The sequence below is a fragment of the Teichococcus rhizosphaerae genome (assembly GCF_002631185.1).
Lineage (GTDB): Bacteria > Pseudomonadota > Alphaproteobacteria > Acetobacterales > Acetobacteraceae > Pseudoroseomonas > Pseudoroseomonas rhizosphaerae.
This window is the reverse complement of the sequence record NZ_PDNU01000001.1, coordinates 64,275-81,314: the sequence shown is the minus strand read 5'-3', so window position 1 is coordinate 81,314 and position 17,040 is coordinate 64,275. Positions and strand designations below refer to the sequence as shown.

Annotated in this window: 17 protein-coding genes; 4 read left to right on the top strand and 13 right to left on the bottom strand. The window is 72.7% G+C overall.

Annotation, left to right across the window (positions count from 1 at the left end):
• Positions 1–38 precede the first annotated feature (38 nt).
• From dksA to CR162_RS00360, 6 genes are all read right to left on the bottom strand, one after another.
• Positions 39–455 (bottom strand): RNA polymerase-binding protein DksA, encoded by a 417-nt coding sequence (gene dksA, locus CR162_RS00385; RefSeq protein ID WP_099093557.1) that lies wholly within the window; start codon positions 453–455, stop codon positions 39–41.
• A 196-nt stretch (positions 456–651) separates the two neighbouring features.
• Positions 652–873: a hypothetical protein gene (locus CR162_RS00380; RefSeq protein WP_099093556.1), complete on the bottom strand. Its 222-nt coding sequence runs from the start codon at positions 871–873 to the stop codon at positions 652–654.
• Positions 874–1,042: 169 nt separating this feature from the next.
• Positions 1,043–1,999 (bottom strand): beta-ketoacyl-ACP synthase III, encoded by a 957-nt coding sequence (locus CR162_RS00375; protein WP_099093555.1) that lies wholly within the window; start codon positions 1,997–1,999, stop codon positions 1,043–1,045.
• A gap of 25 nt (positions 2,000–2,024) precedes the next feature.
• Complete coding sequence (plsX, locus tag CR162_RS00370; protein ID WP_408887443.1) at positions 2,025–3,122, bottom strand: phosphate acyltransferase PlsX; 1,098 nt, start codon at positions 3,120–3,122, stop codon at positions 2,025–2,027.
• Between the two features lie 40 nt (positions 3,123–3,162).
• The gene (gene rpmF / locus CR162_RS00365; RefSeq protein WP_099093554.1) at positions 3,163–3,366 is read right to left on the bottom strand and encodes a 50S ribosomal protein L32; all 204 of its coding nucleotides are present in this window, start codon (positions 3,364–3,366) and stop codon (positions 3,163–3,165) included.
• Positions 3,367–3,530: 164 nt separating this feature from the next.
• Positions 3,531–4,268: a GntR family transcriptional regulator gene (locus tag CR162_RS00360; protein WP_099093553.1), complete on the bottom strand. Its 738-nt coding sequence runs from the start codon at positions 4,266–4,268 to the stop codon at positions 3,531–3,533.
• 351 nt (positions 4,269–4,619) lie between these two features.
• Here CR162_RS00360 and chrA point away from each other — a divergent pair, with 351 nt between their 5' ends.
• Positions 4,620–5,948: a chromate efflux transporter gene (gene chrA, locus CR162_RS00355; RefSeq protein WP_099093552.1), complete on the top strand. Its 1,329-nt coding sequence runs from the start codon at positions 4,620–4,622 to the stop codon at positions 5,946–5,948.
• A gap of 214 nt (positions 5,949–6,162) precedes the next feature.
• Positions 6,163–7,644, top strand: a complete 1,482-nt coding sequence (locus CR162_RS00350; RefSeq protein ID WP_099093551.1) for a SulP family inorganic anion transporter — start codon at positions 6,163–6,165, stop codon at positions 7,642–7,644.
• A gap of 38 nt (positions 7,645–7,682) precedes the next feature.
• Here the strand turns inward: CR162_RS00350 and CR162_RS00345 are convergent, their stop codons facing one another.
• Positions 7,683–8,687 carry an NADPH:quinone oxidoreductase family protein gene (locus CR162_RS00345; protein ID WP_176559658.1) on the bottom strand — a complete coding sequence of 335 codons (1,005 nt, stop codon included), beginning with the start codon at positions 8,685–8,687 and terminating at the stop codon, positions 7,683–7,685.
• 11 nt (positions 8,688–8,698) lie between these two features.
• Positions 8,699–9,676 carry a Bug family tripartite tricarboxylate transporter substrate binding protein gene (locus CR162_RS00340; RefSeq protein ID WP_218014810.1) on the bottom strand — a complete coding sequence of 326 codons (978 nt, stop codon included), beginning with the start codon at positions 9,674–9,676 and terminating at the stop codon, positions 8,699–8,701.
• Between the two features lie 70 nt (positions 9,677–9,746).
• On the opposite strand from CR162_RS00340, the gene CR162_RS00335 reads away from it, so the two are divergent.
• Entirely contained in the window at positions 9,747–10,871 is a 1,125-nt protein-coding gene (locus CR162_RS00335) for a CaiB/BaiF CoA transferase family protein (RefSeq protein WP_176559657.1), read from the top strand.
• Positions 10,872–10,926: 55 nt separating this feature from the next.
• Here CR162_RS00335 and CR162_RS00330 read toward each other — a convergent pair whose 3' ends face one another.
• The 4 genes from CR162_RS00330 to CR162_RS00315 form a co-directional block, all read right to left on the bottom strand.
• A complete protein-coding gene (locus tag CR162_RS00330) occupies positions 10,927–12,291 on the bottom strand; it encodes a hydrolase (RefSeq protein WP_245870048.1) in 1,365 nt (454 codons plus the stop codon).
• Positions 12,292–12,375: 84 nt separating this feature from the next.
• Positions 12,376–12,702, bottom strand: coding sequence for an AtuA-related protein (locus CR162_RS00325; RefSeq protein ID WP_099093547.1), 327 nt, complete (start codon positions 12,700–12,702; stop codon positions 12,376–12,378).
• Positions 12,699–14,084 (bottom strand): acyclic terpene utilization AtuA family protein, encoded by a 1,386-nt coding sequence (locus CR162_RS00320; RefSeq protein ID WP_099093546.1) that lies wholly within the window; start codon positions 14,082–14,084, stop codon positions 12,699–12,701. The genes CR162_RS00325 and CR162_RS00320 overlap by 4 nt, the downstream gene beginning before the upstream one ends.
• Before the next feature lie 11 nt (positions 14,085–14,095).
• Positions 14,096–15,091, bottom strand: coding sequence for a Bug family tripartite tricarboxylate transporter substrate binding protein (locus CR162_RS00315; RefSeq protein ID WP_099093545.1), 996 nt, complete (start codon positions 15,089–15,091; stop codon positions 14,096–14,098).
• Positions 15,092–15,204: 113 nt separating this feature from the next.
• Between CR162_RS00315 and CR162_RS00310 the strand changes: the two genes are divergently transcribed.
• Positions 15,205–16,083, top strand: a complete 879-nt coding sequence (locus CR162_RS00310) for a LysR family transcriptional regulator (protein ID WP_099093544.1) — start codon at positions 15,205–15,207, stop codon at positions 16,081–16,083.
• A 26-nt stretch (positions 16,084–16,109) separates the two neighbouring features.
• Here CR162_RS00310 and prpB read toward each other — a convergent pair whose 3' ends face one another.
• On the bottom strand, positions 16,110–17,033 hold the full coding sequence (gene prpB, locus CR162_RS00305; RefSeq protein ID WP_099093543.1) for a methylisocitrate lyase: 924 nt from the start codon (positions 17,031–17,033) through the stop codon (positions 16,110–16,112).
• Positions 17,034–17,040 lie beyond the last annotated feature (7 nt).

Here is a 17,040-nt window from a genome sequence, read left to right as displayed (position 1 = left end):
CGCGCCCTCCTCCAGCGCCGCCTCAGCCTGCCGCAGCCTCAGTCGTCGCGGTGGATGCGCTCCATGCGCTCATGGCGTTCCTGCGCCTCGATGGAGAGGGTGGCGATGGGCCGCGCCTCCAGCCGCCGCAGGCCGATCGGCTCGCCCGTCTCCTCGCAGTAGCCATAGGTGCCGTTGGCGATCCGCTCCAGCGCCTGGTCGATCTTGGAGATCAGCTTGCGGGCGCGGTCGCGGGTGCGCAGTTCCAGCGCCCGGTCGGTCTCGACGCTGGCGCGGTCCGCGAGATCCGCCTCGCTGATGCCGCCTTCGCTCAGGCTGGCCAGCGTATCGCCGGCCTCGCGCAGCAGGTCCTGCCGCCAGCGCAGCAGCTTCTGGCGGAAATACTCCTGCTGCTGGGGGTTCATGAAGTCTTCAGTGTCGGAAGGCCGATAGTCCGGCGGCAGCGTAATCAGCATTGGTCATATCCCCCGGCCTTCGGGAGAGGGTTCCCGCGAACCTCCCCCTGAAGGCGGGCCGGACCATACAGGCGCGCCCCCCCGGAAGCCAAGAGGAGGTTTAAGGACGCGCCTGATGAATTTTCCGCTTAACCGATTGTTCTGCCAACCAGATCGGCACAATGACCGTTTCGTTGGCAGAAATAACCTGGCGCGCCTATTGCGCCATCACGCCGGACAGGAAGGCGGTCAACACGGCCACGCCCAGCATCACCACCATGGCGGATTTCAGCAGCGTCGCCCAGTCGGAACGGTCGCCTCCACCCTCCTCGGCATGGTAGGCCGGCCGCTGCACCTTGTGCCAATCCCCGCGGGCCGGGGGCGCGGCGAAGTCGGCCAGAACGTCACTGGCCGGTTTGGCGTGGGTATCCGGCATCATCTGTTGAACGCTCCAATCGGCTTGAGGACCCCTGTCCAGGGTCTGCGCGAGGGAACGTTGGGTCTTCAGGGATGCATCAGGCAACACGCATGGGCGTGAAAGGATATCACAAACAGATTAGCGGTATTGTTTTGCTATCGCAATGCAATGCCTGGGCGGGCGGGCCCCGTCAGAAGCGCGCCAGCGCCGCGCCCCAGGTCAGGCCGCCGCCGATCGCCTCCATCAGCACCAGGTCACCCTGGCGGATGCGCCCGTCCCGCGTCGCCTCGGCCAAGGCCAGGGGAATGGAGGCGGCGGAAGTGTTGGCGTGGCGGTCCACCGTCACCACCACCTGCTCGCGCGGCAGGCCGAGCTTGCGGCCCATCGCCTCGATGATGCGCAGATTGGCCTGGTGCGGCACCAGCCACTTCACGTCCGAATGGCCGAGGCCATTGGCCTGCAGCGCCTCGTCCACCACGCCCGCCAGCTTGCTGACGGCATGGCGGAACACCTCCTTGCCGGTCATCCGCAGCAGGCCGCTGTCGCTCTCGACCTGCAGGATGTCGCCGTGCCGCCCATCGGCGTGGAGGTGGCAGGAAAGCAGGCCGCGGTCGGTGCTGCCGGCCTCGGCGGCACGCAGCACCACGGCGCCGGCACCGTCGCCGAACAGCACGCAGGTGCCGCGGTCCTCCCAGTCCAGGATGCGCGAGAACACCTCCGCGCCGATCACCAGCGCGCAACGGCACTGCCCGGCCTTCATCATCGCGTCCGCGACGGAAAGGGCATAGACGAAGCCCGTGCAGGCGGCGGCGATGTCGAAGGCGAAGCCGCGCGTGACGCCGAGCTTGGCCTGCACCCGCGCGGCGGTGGAGGGAAACACCGAATCCGGCGTGGCGGTGGCCACGATGATGGCGTCCACCTCCTCCAGCCCGATCCCCGCCTGCTCCAGCGCGGCGCGGGAGGCGGCGGCGGCCATGTCGCTCGCCAGCTCGCCCGGCGCGGCCAGATGGCGCTGGCGGATGCCGGTTCGCTCCCGGATCCAGGCATCGGAGGTGTCGAGGCCATGGCGGGCGGCCAGGGCCTCGTTGTCCAGCACCAGTTCCGGGAGGTAGGCGCCGGTGCCGGCGATCAGGGCGCGGTAGGTCATGCGGCGAGGTCCAATGGGCCGCCGTTCAGCGGGCGTTGACGCTGGGCTCGGTGGCGGTCACGGCGGGCCTGCCGCGTGGCGGCAGTGTCGCCAGCACCTCGCGGATGCGGTCGTTGAAGCGGTGGTTCACCATGTCCATGGCCACGTCCACGGCATGGGCGAAGCCCAGCGCGTCGGTGCCGCCATGGCTCTTCACCACCACGCCGTTCAGGCCGATCAGCACGGCGCCGTTGTAGCGGCGCGGGTCCATCCACTCGCGCAGGCGCTCCAGCGCCGGGCGGGCGAGCAGGTAGCCGAGCTTGGCCGCCAGCGAGGAGGTGAAGACCTGCTTCAGCAGGGTTCCCACCAGCTTGAAGGCGCCCTCGCCCGTCTTGAGCGCGACATTGCCGGTGAAGCCGTCCGTCACCACCACGTCCACCGTGCCGGCGGTGATGTCGTGGCCCTCGACGAAGCCGTGGAAGTTGGGCGCCAGCACCGTCTCGCGCAGCATCTCGGCCGCCTGGCGGACGCGGTCGTCGCCCTTCAGCTCCTCGCTGCCCACGTTGAGCAGGCCGATGCTGGGCTTGGTGAGCCCCAGCACGGCGCGCGCGAAGGCATCGCCCATCACGGCGAACTCGACGAGGTTGCGCGGGTCGCAGACGATGTTGGCGCCGAGGTCGAGCAGCACCACGTCGCCGCGCGCCGAGGGGCCGATGGCGGCGAGCGCCGGCCGGTCGATCTCCGGCAGCGCCTTCACCACGATCTTGCCCAGCGCCATCAGCGCGCCGGTGTTGCCGGCCGAGACGACGCCCGCCGCCTCGCCCGCCGCCACCGCGTCGATGGCGATGCGCATGGAGGAGTTGCGGACGCGCAGCGCGGCGGTCGGCTTCATGTCGCCCGGAATGGATTCGGGGGCGTGGCGGATGGCGCAGACGCGCGCGGCCTTGGGCCGGCGCGCGAGCAGCGCGCCGAGCCGGGCCTCGTCGCCCACCAGCAGGAAGCGCGCCTTGGGGTGGCGCTCCGCCGCGAGCTCGAGGCCGTCCAGCACCGATTCCGGCGCGTGGTCGCCGCCCATGGCGTCGATGGCCAGGGCGAAGCTTCCCGCAGGCGGTTGCTGCGGGGCGCCGCCCTGCGGCAGTGTCACCTGCGACAAGCTGTCAAATCCCCTTGGCGGGCCGGGACGATCAGGTGCGGACCGCGGCCTTCAGGGCCTTGCCGGCGGACACGACCTCGCGGCCGTCATAATGGCCGCAGGAGGCGCAGATGTTGTGCGGGCGCTTCAGCTCGCCGCAGTTCGGGCACTCGTGGTGCGCCTGGGTGGACAGGGCCTCGTGGCTGCGGCGCATCCCGCGGCGGGAGGGCGAAACCTTCTTCTTCGGAACGGCCATGGCGCCGGGCCTCTCTTCTTCAACGTGCTGTCGTAGTCAGCGGTAAATCAGGAAGGCCGCGCCATTACCACCCCACCCCCCCGGGTGCAAGCGCCATGCGCCGCCCGCCCGCCGGCGCGGCCCGCCCGAACGGGCCCCGGACAGGCTCCCGAACAGGGCGGCGCTCAGTCCAGCCGCACGGCGTAGCGGTGCCGCTCGGTGTCGATCATGGAGAGCCGGACCTCCACCGGCCGGTCCGCCACGTCATAGGCGATGCGTTGCACCATCAGGAGCGGCGTGCCTTCCGGCTTGCCCAGCGCGGCCGCCGTCTCGGCGTCCGCGCCGGCGGCGGAAAGCTCCTCCTGGGCGCGGCCGACCGTCACGTTGTGGGCGCGCTGGAAATAAACGTAGAGCTCCGAGGGCTGCTCGCCCGGCGGCAACGCGAATCCGTTGAAGACGGCGCCGGACAGGGTGCAGCGCTCGAAGATTCGCGGCACCCCGTCGAGCATGCGAATCCGCCGCAGGTGATAGACCTTGGCGCCCACCTCCAGCCCCAGCGCCGCCGCCTCCCAGGGCGCCGCCCGTCCTTCCTGGCAGGAGATGATCATGATCCGCGAAACCACGGCGCGGCCGTTGAGGTCGCGCACCCGGAAGAAGTGGAAGCGCGCCGTGTCGCTGGTGTGCTTCGCCACCGTGGTGCCCCGCCCCTGCCGGCGGTCGATCAGGTGGCGCCGTTCCAGCGCGGCCAGGGCCTTGCGCACCGTGCCCTGGGAAACGCCCAGCTCGCTCGCCAGCTCCGGCTCGGCCGGCAGCAGGTGGCCAGGCGGCCAGGTGCCGCCGACGATCCGCCCGAGCAGGATCTCCTCCACCTGTCGGTAGAGCGGGCGGGCATCCAGGCGGGATCCGGAGGATGCGGCCGTCATGGGGAGGCGGTCATCGGCATGGTGAGCGGAACGGCCCTCTGGCTGTGGTGGAAGTCGGGATGCTGTGTTCACGATCCACGCAGCCTGATCAAGGCGTTCCGCAGCGACACTTGTGTCTTATACAAGACCTGTTAAGGTGAGGGCCTCGGGATTGCGCTGCAGGCCGAGTTTGGGGAGGAACAGTCCCGCAAAGGGACGGAGAAAGAGCGTATGACGGCGCCCTGGCCTTGTCCGGGCGCCGTCCGCTTTTTCAGGCCACCCCTTCCCGCCCGCGCCACCTTCCTGTTTAAACGCCCTGCCGGCCTGATGCCGTTGCCGGTCCAACGCCGGGGCTGGGAAAAGGTGGCAGGAATGCGCGAGGAACCACGGGTTTTTCATCCTGACCTGGGCGTGGCGGCGCGGCTCTGGTGGCGCATCGGCTGCCTCTCCTTCGGTGGCCCCGCCGCGCAGATCGCTCTGATGCACCGCGAGGTGGTGGAGGAGCGCCGCTGGGTGGGTGAGGCCCGGTTCCTGCACGCCCTCAATTTCTGCATGCTGCTGCCGGGCCCCGAGGCGCAGCAGCTCGCCACCTATCTCGGCTGGCTGATGCATGGGGTGCGCGGCGGGCTGCTGGCCGGGCTGCTCTTCATCCTGCCCGGCGCGGCGGTGATGCTGGCCCTTTCCTTCCTCTACGTCACGCTGGGCACGGTCCCGGCGGTGGAGGCGCTGTTCTTCGGCCTGCAATGCGCGGTGCTGGCGCTGGTGGTGGAAGCCCTCGTCAAGGTGGCGCGTCGGGCCCTGCACGGGGTGCTGGCCGTGGCGCTCGCCATCGGCGCCTTTCTGGCGCTGTTCGCGCTCGACCTGCCCTTTCCGCTGGTGGTGGGCGGCGCCGCGCTGCTGGGCGCCGCCTTTCCCGCCGCCTTCGTGACGGCGGGGGGCGGCGGCGCGCCTGCCGGGCCTCCCGCCCTGATCGACCGGCTGCTGGCCGAGGACCCGGAGCGGCCCCATCGCATGGCCCACGGCGCGCGCCGCGCCGGGCTCGCCATGCTGGCGCTCTGGGCCTGGCCCGTGGCGCTGCTGATGGGCACCGGCCTGTTCGGCGACATCGCCTGGTTCTTCGCCCGCATGGCGGTGGTCACCTTCGGCGGCGCCTATGCGGTGCTGGCCTATGTGGCGCAGGAGGCGGTGGAGAATTACGGCTGGCTCTCGGCCGAGGCGATGCTGGCCGGCCTCGGCCTCGCGGAAACCACGCCGGGGCCGCTGATCCTGGTGCTGCAGTTCGTGGGCTTCCTGGCCGGCTGGCAGCAGGGGGCGGGCAGCGCCGTGGCCGCCGCGCTGCTGACGCTGTGGGTCACCTTCGCGCCCTGCTTCGCCTGGATCTTCCTCGGCGCCCCCTTCATCGAGCGGCTGCACGCCATGCCCCGGCTGCGTGGCGCCCTGGCGGCGGTGACGGCGGCGGTGGTCGGCGTCATCGCCAACCTGGCCGTCTGGTTCGCGCTGCGCCTGATGTTCGGGGAGCTTGCCCCGTGGCGGGCGGGGCCCTTCCGGCTGGAGCTGCCGGTGCTGACCAGCCTCGACCCCGCGGCCCTTGGCCTTTCGCTGCTGGCGGCCATCGCCCTGCTCGGGCTGCGGTTCGGGGTGGCCAAGGTGCTGGCGCTCGCGGCGCTGGCCGGGCTCGCCCTGCGCATGGCGGGGGGCTGAGACGATTGCACCCTGGCTCGGAGGCAGGCTAAGGCATTCCTTCTTGCTGCGCCGCACACAAGGCGGCGCGGTTCCCGGAGAGACGAACAGTCCGATGTAGGCCGCCGCCAGCCCCTGCGAGTTCGCCGCGTTCATGCCGCGCCCCACGGGCGCGTTCCGCGCCGCGCCTGGCTGGCGCTCCCTTCATCCTCCCGCCTTCCGGAACTCCCCCTTCATGCTCAATGCCGCGCGGCTGCGCGCCGAATGGTTCGGCAATGTCCGCCCCGACCTGCTCTCCGGCCTCGTCGTCGCCCTCGCCCTGATCCCGGAGGCCATCGCCTTCTCGATCATCGCCGGCGTCGATCCGAAGGTCGGCCTCTACGCCTCCTTCTCCATCGCGGTCATCACCGCCTTCGCGGGCGGCCGGCCGGCCATGATCTCGGCCGCCACCGGCGCCATGGCCGTGGTGATGGTCAGCCTGGTGAAGGAGCACGGGCTGCAATACCTGTTCGCCGCCACCATCCTCACCGGCCTCATCCAGATGCTGGCGGGGGCGGCGCGGCTCGGGCGGGTGATGCGCTTCGTGTCCCGCTCGGTGCTGACGGGCTTCGTCAACGCGCTGGCCATCCTCATCTTCATGGCCCAGCTTCCCGAGCTGATCGGCGTGCCGGTGCTCACCTACCCGATGGTGGCGGCGGGCCTGGCCATTATCTACTTGCTGCCGCGGCTCACCACGGCGGTGCCCTCGCCGCTGGTCTGCATCGTCGTGCTCACGGCCCTGGCCTGGGCGCTCGGGCTCGAACTCCGCACGGTGGGCGACATGGGCGCCCTGCCCGACGCCCTGCCCCACTTCTTCCTGCCCGACGTGCCGCTGAACTGGGAGACGCTGCGCATCATCCTGCCCTATTCCGCCACGCTGGCGGCGGTGGGCCTGCTGGAATCGCTGATGACGGCGGCGGTGGTCGACGAGATGACCGACACCCCCAGCCAGCGGAACCGCGAATGCGTGGGCCAGGGCCTCGCCAATTTCGCCACCGGCTTCATGGGCGGCATGGCGGGCTGCGCCATGATCGGGCAATCCGTCATCAATGTCCGCTCGGGCGGGCGCACGCGGCTGTCCACCCTCACGGCCGGCGTGGTGCTGCTGTTCCTGATCCTGGCGCTGGGCGACCTCGTCCGCCGCATCCCGATGGCGGCGCTGGTGGCGGTGATGGTCATGGTCTCGATCAGCACCTTCAACTGGGCCTCGCTGCGCACGCTGCTGACGCATCCGCGCAGCTCCTCGGTGGTGATGGTGGCCACCGTGGCCACGGTGCTGGCCACCCACGACCTCGCCAAGGGCGTGCTGGTGGGGGTGCTGCTCAGCGGCATCTTCTTCGCCGGCAAGGTGCGGCGGATGCTGGACGTCTCCTCCACCCTCTCCGCCGACGGGCGCGAGCGGCGCTACACCGTGCGCGGCCAGGTGTTCTTCGCCTCGGCCGAGGATTTCGTCGCCGCCTTCGACCTGAAGGAGGATCTCGCCCGCGTCGTCATCGACGTGCGGCAGGCGCATCTGTGGGACCTCAGCGGCATCGGCGCGCTGGACCGCGTGGTGCTGGGCTTCCGCGCCCGTGGCGTCGAGGTGACGGTGGAGGGCATGAACGAGGCCAGCGCCGCCATGGTCGAGCGGCTCGGCGTGCACGACAAGCCCGGCGCGGCGCTGGCGGCAGAACACTGAGGAAGGGCCAGGGGGCATCGTCCCCCTGGCCCTTCCCATCAGGGGCGCAGCACCACGCGGCCTATGGCCTCGCGGCCGCGCACCATCGCCATGGCCTCGCGGAACCGCTCCAGGGGCAGCTCGGCATGGACTTCCGGCCGCAGCTGGCCGGCCGCCCACCAGCCCATGAGCTGGTCCCACAGGGCGCGGACGCGCGGGGCATGGGCGCGCCGGTTGTCGCCGGGCGACCAGCCGAGATAGGTGCCCCAGTTCAGCCCGGCCACGCCGATGTTCTTCAGCAGCAGCAGGTTCACGCCGAGCTGCGGGATGGCGCCGCCGGCATAGCCCAGGGTGAGCAGCGTGCCGCCATCGGCCAGGCAGCGCAGCCCCTCGTCGAAGGCGTCGCCGCCCAGCGTGTCCAGCACCAGCGAGACGCCGGCGCCGCCCGTGGCCTCCCACACCGCGTCGCGGAAGGGCTGGGCGCTGTCCAGCACCACCTCCGCGCCGCGCGCCAGCAGCATCGGGTGCTTGGCCAGGCCCGCGCGGGCGATCACCCGCGCGCCCACCGCCCGCGCCACCTCCAGCGCGGCGAGGCCGACGCCGCCCCCCGCCCCCTGCACCAGCACCCACTGGCCCGGCTCCAGCCGGCCGAGCCACAGCAGGGCGGAGGCGGCGGTGGGGTAGCTGATCGGCATCGCCACCGCCGCCGCGGCGGAAGGGCCATCCGCCAGGGAGGCGGGCAGCGGCACCACATGGATGTCGTCGGCCACCGCCTCCCCGGCCATGCCGCCCCAGTCCAGCGCGGCGAAGACGCGGGTGCCGGGGGGCGGCGCCACCGCATCGGGCGCCGCCTCCAGCACCGTGCCCACCACCTCGGTGCCCGGCACGAAGGGCAGCGGCGGGCGGCGCTGGTAGCGCCCGGAGACGACAAGCTGCTGCGCGAAGGAGACGCCCACCGCCTCCACCCGCAGCCGCACCCCGCCGGGCCGCAGTGCGGGTGGCGGGATGTCCTTCACCTCCAGCGCGTCGAAGTCGCGCCAGCTCTCGCAGACGATCGCGCGCATCGTCATCCCCTTCACTGGGCCTCGATCTTGGCGTCGCGCACCAGCCTGCCCCAGCGCTCATACTCGGCGCGCGTGAAGGCGGCGAAATCCTCCGGGCTGTCGGCCACCGGCTCGGCGCCCAGCGCCTCCAGCCGCGCCTTCGCCTCCGGCGTGGCCACCGCCGCCGCCACCGCCCGCTGCAGGGCCGACACGATGGGCGCGGGTGTCCTCGCCGGGGCCCAGATGCCATACCAGGTGGAGATCTCGTAGCCGGGCACTCCCGCCTCGGCCACGGTCGGCAGCTCGGGGAAGGCGGCGACGCGCTCCGCCGTGCTCACCGCCAGGGCGCGGAGCTGGCCTTCCCGCACCGCGCCCGCGCTGCTCGGCATGGAATCGAACATCAGCTGGATGTTGCCCGCCATCAGGTCCGCCACCGCCGGGCCGGAGCCGCGATAGGGCACATGCGCCATCTGCGTGCCGGTGAGCTGCTTGAACAGCTCCCCCGCCAGGTGCGGCGCCGCGCCGATGCCGGAGGAGCCGTAGGAGGCGCGCGCGCCGTTCTGCTTCAGCCAGGCCACCAGCTCGGGCACCGAGCGCACGGGCAGGTCCTTGTTCACCACCAGCATCAGCGGCACCCGCGCGATGTTGGTCACGGGCTCGAAGGCGGCGAGCGTGTCGAAGGGGATCTGCGGGTTCAGGTGCGGGATGATGACGTGGATCGAGGCGTTCACCAGGAAGGTGGCGCCATCGGGCGCCGACCGCGCCACCTCGCCGCTGCCGAGGGTGCCCGAGGCGCCGCCGCGATTCTCCACCACCACCGGCTGCGGCAGGCGCTGCGCCAGCTGCTGCGCCACCACCCGGCCCAGGATGTCGGTGGGCCCGCCCGGCGGATAGGGCACCACGAAGCGGAGCGGGCGCGAGGGCCACTCCGCCTGTGCCCGCGCGGGGCCGGACGACAGCGAGGCAAGCATGGGCATGGCGGCGAGCGCCGCCCTGCGGGTGATGCGCATGGGTGGAGGTTCCCTTCCCTATTCTTCTCTCTCGGACCACCATCGCCGCATGACGAGGGGGGGAAATGCAATGGACGACGGACTGAAGCCCTATCGCGGCCTGCGCGTGCTGGATGCGGGGCAGGGAATCGCCGGCCCCTATTGCGGCATGCTGCTGGCCGCGGCGGGCGCCGACGTGATCAAGCTGGAGCCGCCCGAGGGCGACTGGTCGCGCGGCCTTTCCACGCGGCGCGACGGCCATTCGGTGATGCACACCACCTTCAACCGGGGCAAGCGCAGCGTGGTGCTGGACCTGAAGACGCCGGAGGGCCGGCAGGCCGCCAGCGCCCTCGCGGCCAGGGCCGACGTGCTGATCGAGGCCTTCCGCCCCGGCGTCGCCGCCCGCCTCGGGCTCGGGCCGGACGCCACGCCGGAGAACGCCGTCTGCCTGTCCATCTCGGGCTTCGGCCAGCAGGGGCCGCATGCCGAGCGGCCCTGCACCGATTCGGTGGCGCAGGCCTATTCCGGCTTGGTGGCGCTGAACCCGGGCGCCGACGGGACGCCGCACAAGGTGGGCACCTTCGTCTCCGACGTGGTCGCCGGCATCTCGGCCTTCGCCGCCGTGCAGGCGGCGCTCGCCCAGAGGCAGCTCGATCCCACGCCGCGCCGCCGCGTGCTGGACGTGTCGCTGATGGCCGGCACCGCCGCGCTGATCGCCTTTCCGATCGCCGAATCAGGGCTGCTCGGCCGCACCCCCGCCGCGCTCAACGTGCCCGCCGGCAGCTACCGCGCCGCCTGCGGCCGGTGGGTGATGCTGGCCCTGGTGCGGGAGGCCGAGTTCGTCGCCCTGTGCCAGACCATCGGCGTGCCGGAACTGCCGAAGGACCCGCGCTTCGAGAGCTTCGCCGCGCGCGACCAGAACCGCGACGCGCTGCTGCCCATCCTGCGCGAGGTGTTCGCGCGCGAAACGGCGGAACACTGGCTGCGCCTGCTGCATGGCGCCCGCCTGATGGCCGAGACGGTGAACACGCCGCTGGACTGGCTGGCGGACCACCATGTGCAGGCCGTGGGCGCCGCCGGCACCGTGCAGCAGCCGGGCCTCGGCGCGGTGCCGATGCCCAACCTGCCGGGGCTCGGGCCCTGGCTGGCGCCGGCGCCTGCCATGGGGGCCGACACGGAAGCCGTTCTGGCGGAACTCCGGGCCATGGCGGGATAGGCGGGAACGGCCCGGGACAGGGAAGCTTCCCGGGCCCGGTCCCTTCCCCGGGGGTTTAGAAGGTCATCTCCGCGACGCTCACGCGGTCTTCCGCGATGGGCCAGAGGCGGGCCACCACGCGCTCCTCGTTGAACTGGGCGAGCACCGGCCGGCCCAGCTCGGCGGCCGGCCGGCGCAGCGTCACCGTCGCCAGCCGCGCCAGGCCCGGCGGCACCTGCTCCGGCTCGCGGCCATCGAGGATGATGGCGTCGCGCGGGCGGGCGAAATAGCCGCGCGGGCGGGTGAACAGCAGCACCGCCCCCGCCGCCCGGTCCTCCGCCGAGACCGGCCGGGCCGGGCGCAGATGCACCACGTCCGACGAGCGCGGAAAGGGCGAGCGGTAGAAATGCGTCACCGGGTGGCCGGGGGCGGCCACCTCCAGCTCCAGCGTCCAGTCCGGCGCCACCGTCACCGGGCCCCAGCGGCCATCCTCCCCCGTGGTGCGGCGGTGCAGGGCCTCGCCCATGCGCGCGCCGGTCTCCGGGTCGGTGCGCCACACCGCCACGGTGGCGCCGGGCACGGGGCGGTTGGTCTGCACCCCGCCGGGCGTGCCGCTGACGATGCCGTCCAGCACCGGCCGCGCCTCGGGCAGCACCGCCAGCCGCTCCGGCTCCCGACCGGCGATGAAGCGGTACATCTCGCGGAAGGCGCGCGCGTGATAGGCCACCTCCCGGTGGTCGAGCTGGCCCAGCACCAGGTTGGTGGCGCCGCGCAGCTCGGGGCCGGTGGCGTCGACGCCGGTGGGCGTGCCGGGGCGGCCGGAGATCGCCCCGTCCGGCTGGGCGTAGAGGTCGTTGCCGTCGCTGCGCAGGGTCAGGAAGGCGGTGCCGGGCACCACGTCCGTCTCGCCGCCGTTCAGCCGGCGGAGGAAGTCGGAGCGGCCGTTGAACTCGCGGTTGCGGCTCCATTCCCAGTCATAGACACCCCGGTTCGGCGTGCCGCACAGCACGGCGTGCGAGACCTGCGGCGCGCCGTCCCCATGCACCACGAAGTCGCGGATCGGGTAGCCGCCGCGGCTGTTGCCCACCAGCGCCACCCGCGCCGCGCCAGTGCGCTGGCGCAGCGCCGCCACCGCCGCCTCGGTGGCGCGCCGGAAATCCTCGGTGCCGCTGCGCCGCGGCTGGGGGATGGCGTCGTCGTCGCGCGCCAGCGGGTCGGGCAGGTTGAGGGCGGCGAGGCGCTCGCGCGGCCAGCCATTCGACTCGAAGCGCCACAGCGTGGTCATCCACAGCGCGGCGTGGTCGCCATTGCCGTGGATCATCAGCACGGGCGGCAGTTCCGCGAGGTCCTGGCTGGAACCTGGCGTGGAGCCTTGGGCGGCGGCGGTTCGCGGCGCGGGCAGGCGGGTGGCCAGCGGCGCGATGGCGGCCGCCAGCAGCATGTCTCGGCGTTTCATTCCCATGCGGCGCAGCGTAGCAGAACCGCCGCCCTCCGTGGCTTCAATCCGGCGCGGGCGCCTGGGGCTTCAATCCGGCGCGGGCGCCTCCACCGGCAGGCTCAGCAGGTGGAAGGAGAGCGACTTGCCATGCCCGTCCAGGTTCAGCGCGCCGTTCACGCCGCCCTGCAGCACGTCCTCGATGACGAAGTTGAAGGCGCCGAGCCCCGGCAGGTCATGCCGCCGCACCGCCGTGGCGCCGCGATGGGCGAACAGCGCCAGCACCCGCGCTTCCGTCACCTGCGCGGCCAGCCATGGCCAGTCCTCCGCGCGATGGGCGATGAGCGCGATGTTCAGGCGGTTGCCCTTGTCTCCCGCCCGGGCATGGGCGAACCGGTACAGCGGAACGGTGCTCATGCCGTGGCCTCCGCCAGGTCCAGCAAGGTGACGCGGGGGGAAAGCCGCTCGCGCGGCACCAGGAAGGAGAGGGTGCGGATGCGGTCCACGACGCGGGTCCGCACGCCGCCGCCGCCCGCCGGGCCGCAGCAATAGAGCGAGAGCACCTCGCGCACCGCCCGCTCCGCCTCCTCGCGCGTTCCGGTGGCCACGGCCAGGCGCAGGCGCAGGTCGGAGGGCGCCAGCGCCTCGCTGCCCGCCGGCACCCCCGCATCGCCCGCGAAGACGCTGACCACGCCGATCAGGTCGAGCCGCGCGCCGCGCTCCAGCCCCAGCATCCGCAGCCGCTCCAGCAGGGTGCGGCCGGCCAGCTCCGCGCGGGCGCGGGCATTGGGGCCGGCATAGGAGATCTCGCCCTCCCCCAGCCAGCCGCCGGGCAGGCTGACGGTGGCCTTCAGCCGCTCCGGCCGCGGCCGCCCGCGCGCGCCGGAGACGCGGACCCGGTCCGGCCCCTCCTCGGCGATGCTGACCCCGGTGATGTCCAGCACCACGTCCGGCGTCAGGTAGGCGGCAGGGTCGTGCAGCTCGTAGAGAAGCTGCTCGGTCACGGTGCGGCGGTCCACCACGCCGCCCGTGCCCTCCGGCTTGGTGATCAGCACCGACCCGTCGGCGCCGATCTCGGCGATGGGAAAGCCGAGTTCCGCCATGCCGGGCACGTCCTTCACCCCCGGGTCGGCGAAGTAGCCGCCCGTGACCTGGGCGCCGCATTCCAGCAGATGCCCGGCCATCGTGCCGGCGGCGAGCCGGTCCCAGTCATCCTCGCGCCAGCCGAAATGCGCCAGCATGGGGCCCAGCGCCAGGGCGGGGTCGGAGCAGCGGCCGGTGACCACCACCTGCGCACCGCCCCGCAGCGCCTCGGCGATCGGCGCGGCACCGAGATAGACGTTGGCGGCGATCACGCTCGCCGGCTCCAGCACCGCCCCCGCATCCCCTTCCCAGGGTTCGAGGTCGTCGAGCGCACCGGTGCCGCGGATGTCGTCGCCCTCCACCACGCCGATGCGGAGCGCGGGCAGGCACAGCTCCCGCCCCAGCGCCAGCACCGCCCGCGCGGCGCCGCGCGGATTGGCCGCGCCGCCATTGGTGACGATGGGGACGCCATGCGCCACGCAGCGCGCGAGGATGGGCCGCAGCAGCGCGATCAGCGCCGGCTCGAACCCCGCCTCCGGCCTGTGCAGCCGCTCGCGCTGGGCAAGCGCCAGGGTGCGCTCGCCCAGCACCTCCAGCATCAGCGCGGCCGGGCCGCCGGCGGCGATCAGGGCGTCCACCACCGGGCCGGGCGCGTCCAGCCGGTCCCCCGAGAAGCCGGAGCCGCAGCCGATGCGCAGCATCGTGTCGGAAGGCATGGCGTGTTCCCTCAATCGGCCCTGGCGCCGGAGATGCGCACCACCTCGCGCCACTTGGCGATGTCGCCTTCCAGCCAGGTGCGGAACTCGGCCGGCGCCATGCCGATCGGCTGCAGGCCCTGGTCGCGGAGCTGGGCGCGCATCTCCGGGGCGTCGAGCGCCGCCTTCAGCGCGGCATAGATGCGGTCCCGCACCGGGGCGGGCAGGCCGGCGGGGGCGAACAGCCCGTGCCAGGCGGAAACGTCGAACCCCTCGATGCCCTGCTCGATGGCGGTGGGGATCTCCGGCGTCAGCTCCAGCCGCCGCGCCGAGGTGGCGGCCAGCGCCCGCAGCGTGCCCTCGCGCACGAAGGGCAGCACCGCCGTCACCTGATAGACGATCATCGGCACGTTGCCGGCCACCACGTCGGTCACCGCCTGGGCACCGCTGCGGTAGGGCACGTGCTCCAGCGGCGCGCCGCTGCGCAGCTTCAGAAGCTCCCCCGCCAGGTGGCTGGAGGTGCCGTTGCCCGCCGAGGCGTAGCTCACCCCGCCCCGCTGCTGCTTCGCCCAGGCGATGAACTCGGGCAGCGTCCTCGCCGGCACCTTGGGCGAGACCACCAGCAGGTTCGGCGCCTCGGTGACGAGGGAAAGCGGCGTGAAGTCCCGCAGCACGTCATAGGGCATGCTGGGCATCAGCGAGACATTCACCGAATGCGAGGCAATGCTGCCCATGCAGAGGGTGTAGCCGTCGGGCGCGGCCTTGGCGACGGCGTCGCTGCCCACCACGCCCCCCGCCCCGGCGCGGTTCTCCACCACCACCGGCTGGCCCAGGGCCTTCGACATCGGCACGGCGACGAGGCGCGTCATGATGTCCGTGCTGGTGCCGGCGCCGAAGGGCACGACCATCCGGATGGGGCGGCTGGGCCAGGCTTCCTGCGCGCGAAGGGCGGGCGCGGCCAGCGGCAGGGCGGCGAGGCCGAGGCCGCCGGCCAGCAGGGTGCGGCGGCGGGGCGGGATTGGGGTCATGGTGCTGCGTCTCCAACCGGGCGGGGCTCGCTCCGGCCCCTTCCCCCCCATCTCGCCGCGCGCAGGGCCATAAGTCCATTGAGTTTTTCCTGGCGCACTCATAGGAAAACCTCATGAGCTACTCCCTGCGGCAGATCCGCGCGCTGACGGCGGCGGTGGAGACCGGCAGCTTCGGCCGGGCGGCGTTGCGGCTGCATGTGTCGCAGCCCGCCCTGACCTTGCAGATCCGGGCGCTGGAGGAGAGCCTCGGCGTCACGCTGTTCGACCGCTCGGCGCGGGGCGTGCGGCCCACCCCGGCGGGGCAGGCGCTGGCGGCCTCCTTCCAGCGCATCCTGGACGATCTGGAAACGGTGGTGGCCGGCGCGCGGGAGCAGGCGCAGCGGCGCTCCGGCGTGGTGCATCTGGCGGTGCTCCCCTCGGTCGCGGCCAACCTGCTGCCGGGGGCGCTGGCGCGGCTGCGCGCGGCGCATCCCGGCATCCGCGTCATGGTGCGGGATGCGGTGGCGCGGCGCGTGGCGGCGCTGGTGAAGGCGGGCGAGGCGGAGCTCGGCATCGGCCACGCCGCCGGGCCGGAACCGGAACTGGAGGAGACGCCGCTCTTCGAGGATTCGCTGGTGGCGGTGCTGCCGCCCGGCCATCCCTTCGCGGCGCTGAAGGAGGTCGGCCTGCCCGCGCTGGCCGCCGCGCCGCTGGTGCTGACCGACCCGGAAAGCAGCCTGCGCACCCTGGCCGAGCACGCCTTCGCCGCCGCCGGCCTGGCCATCCGCCCCGCCTATGAGGCGACCTACATGAGCACGGCCGTGGCGCTGGTGCGGGCGGGGCTCGGCATCGGCCTGCTGCCGGCCACCGCGGTGGAGCTGCGGGTGGCGCCGCTGCTGGAAACGCGGCCCGTGCCCTCTCCCCTGCTGCGCCGGCGCATCGTGCTGCTGCGCCGGCGCGGCGCCAGCCTTTCCCCCGCCGCGGAGGCGCTGGCGGAGGTGCTGGAAGGCTGACCGGACGCTCCGGTCAGCCGTTCCCCTCAGCTCCCCTGGGGCATGCCCTCGGGCACGATGGTCCTCACCAGGGTGGAATCCAGCGCCTCGTAGTCGTGGTAGCGGATGGTCTCGTACAGCTCGGCGCGGGTCTGCATCCGGTTGAGCATCTTGTGGGTGCCGCCATCCTGCGCGATGGCGGCGTAGAGCTCCTCCATGCTGCGGGCGGCGACGCGGAGCTGGCTGACCGGCCAGATCACCATGGAATAGCCCATCGCCTCGAATTCCTCGGCGGTGAAGAAGGGCGTGCGGCCGAACTCGGTCATGTTGGCCAGCAGCTTCACCCCCGGCATGCGGCGGGCGAACTCCTCGAACATCTCGCGCGTGGTCAGCGCCTCGGGGAAGATCGCGTCCGCCCCCGCCTCCAGGTAGAGCCTGGCGCGGGCCACGGCGCCGTCCATGCCCTCGCTGGCGGCGGCGTCGGTGCGGGCGATCAGGTAGAGGTGGCGGCGCGCCTTGCGGGCGGCGGCGACCTTGGCCGCCATGTCCCGTGCGTCGGCCAGCTTCTTGTCGTTCAGGTGGCCGCACTTCTTGGGCAGGAGCTGGTCCTCGAGATGCACGGCGGCCGCACCCGCCTCCTCGAAGGAGCGCACCATGTGCATCACGTTCAGCGCCTCGCCATAGCCGGTGTCGCCATCCACCAGCACCGGCATGCCGGAGGCGCGCGCCACCTGGCGGATGTGCCAGGAGACGTCATCGACCGTGATCATGCCGAGGTCGGGCAGGCCCATGGTGGCGGACATGGCGGCGCCCGACATGTAGAGCGCCTCGAACCCCGCCTGCTTCGCCAGCAGCGCCGCGATGCCGAGATGCGCGCCCGGCATGCGCAGGATCTGCGGCCGCTCCAGCAGGGCGCGGAAGCGCTGGCCGGCGGGCGCGTCGGGCAGGTCGTCGGCGATGACGTAGGGCATTGAGGTT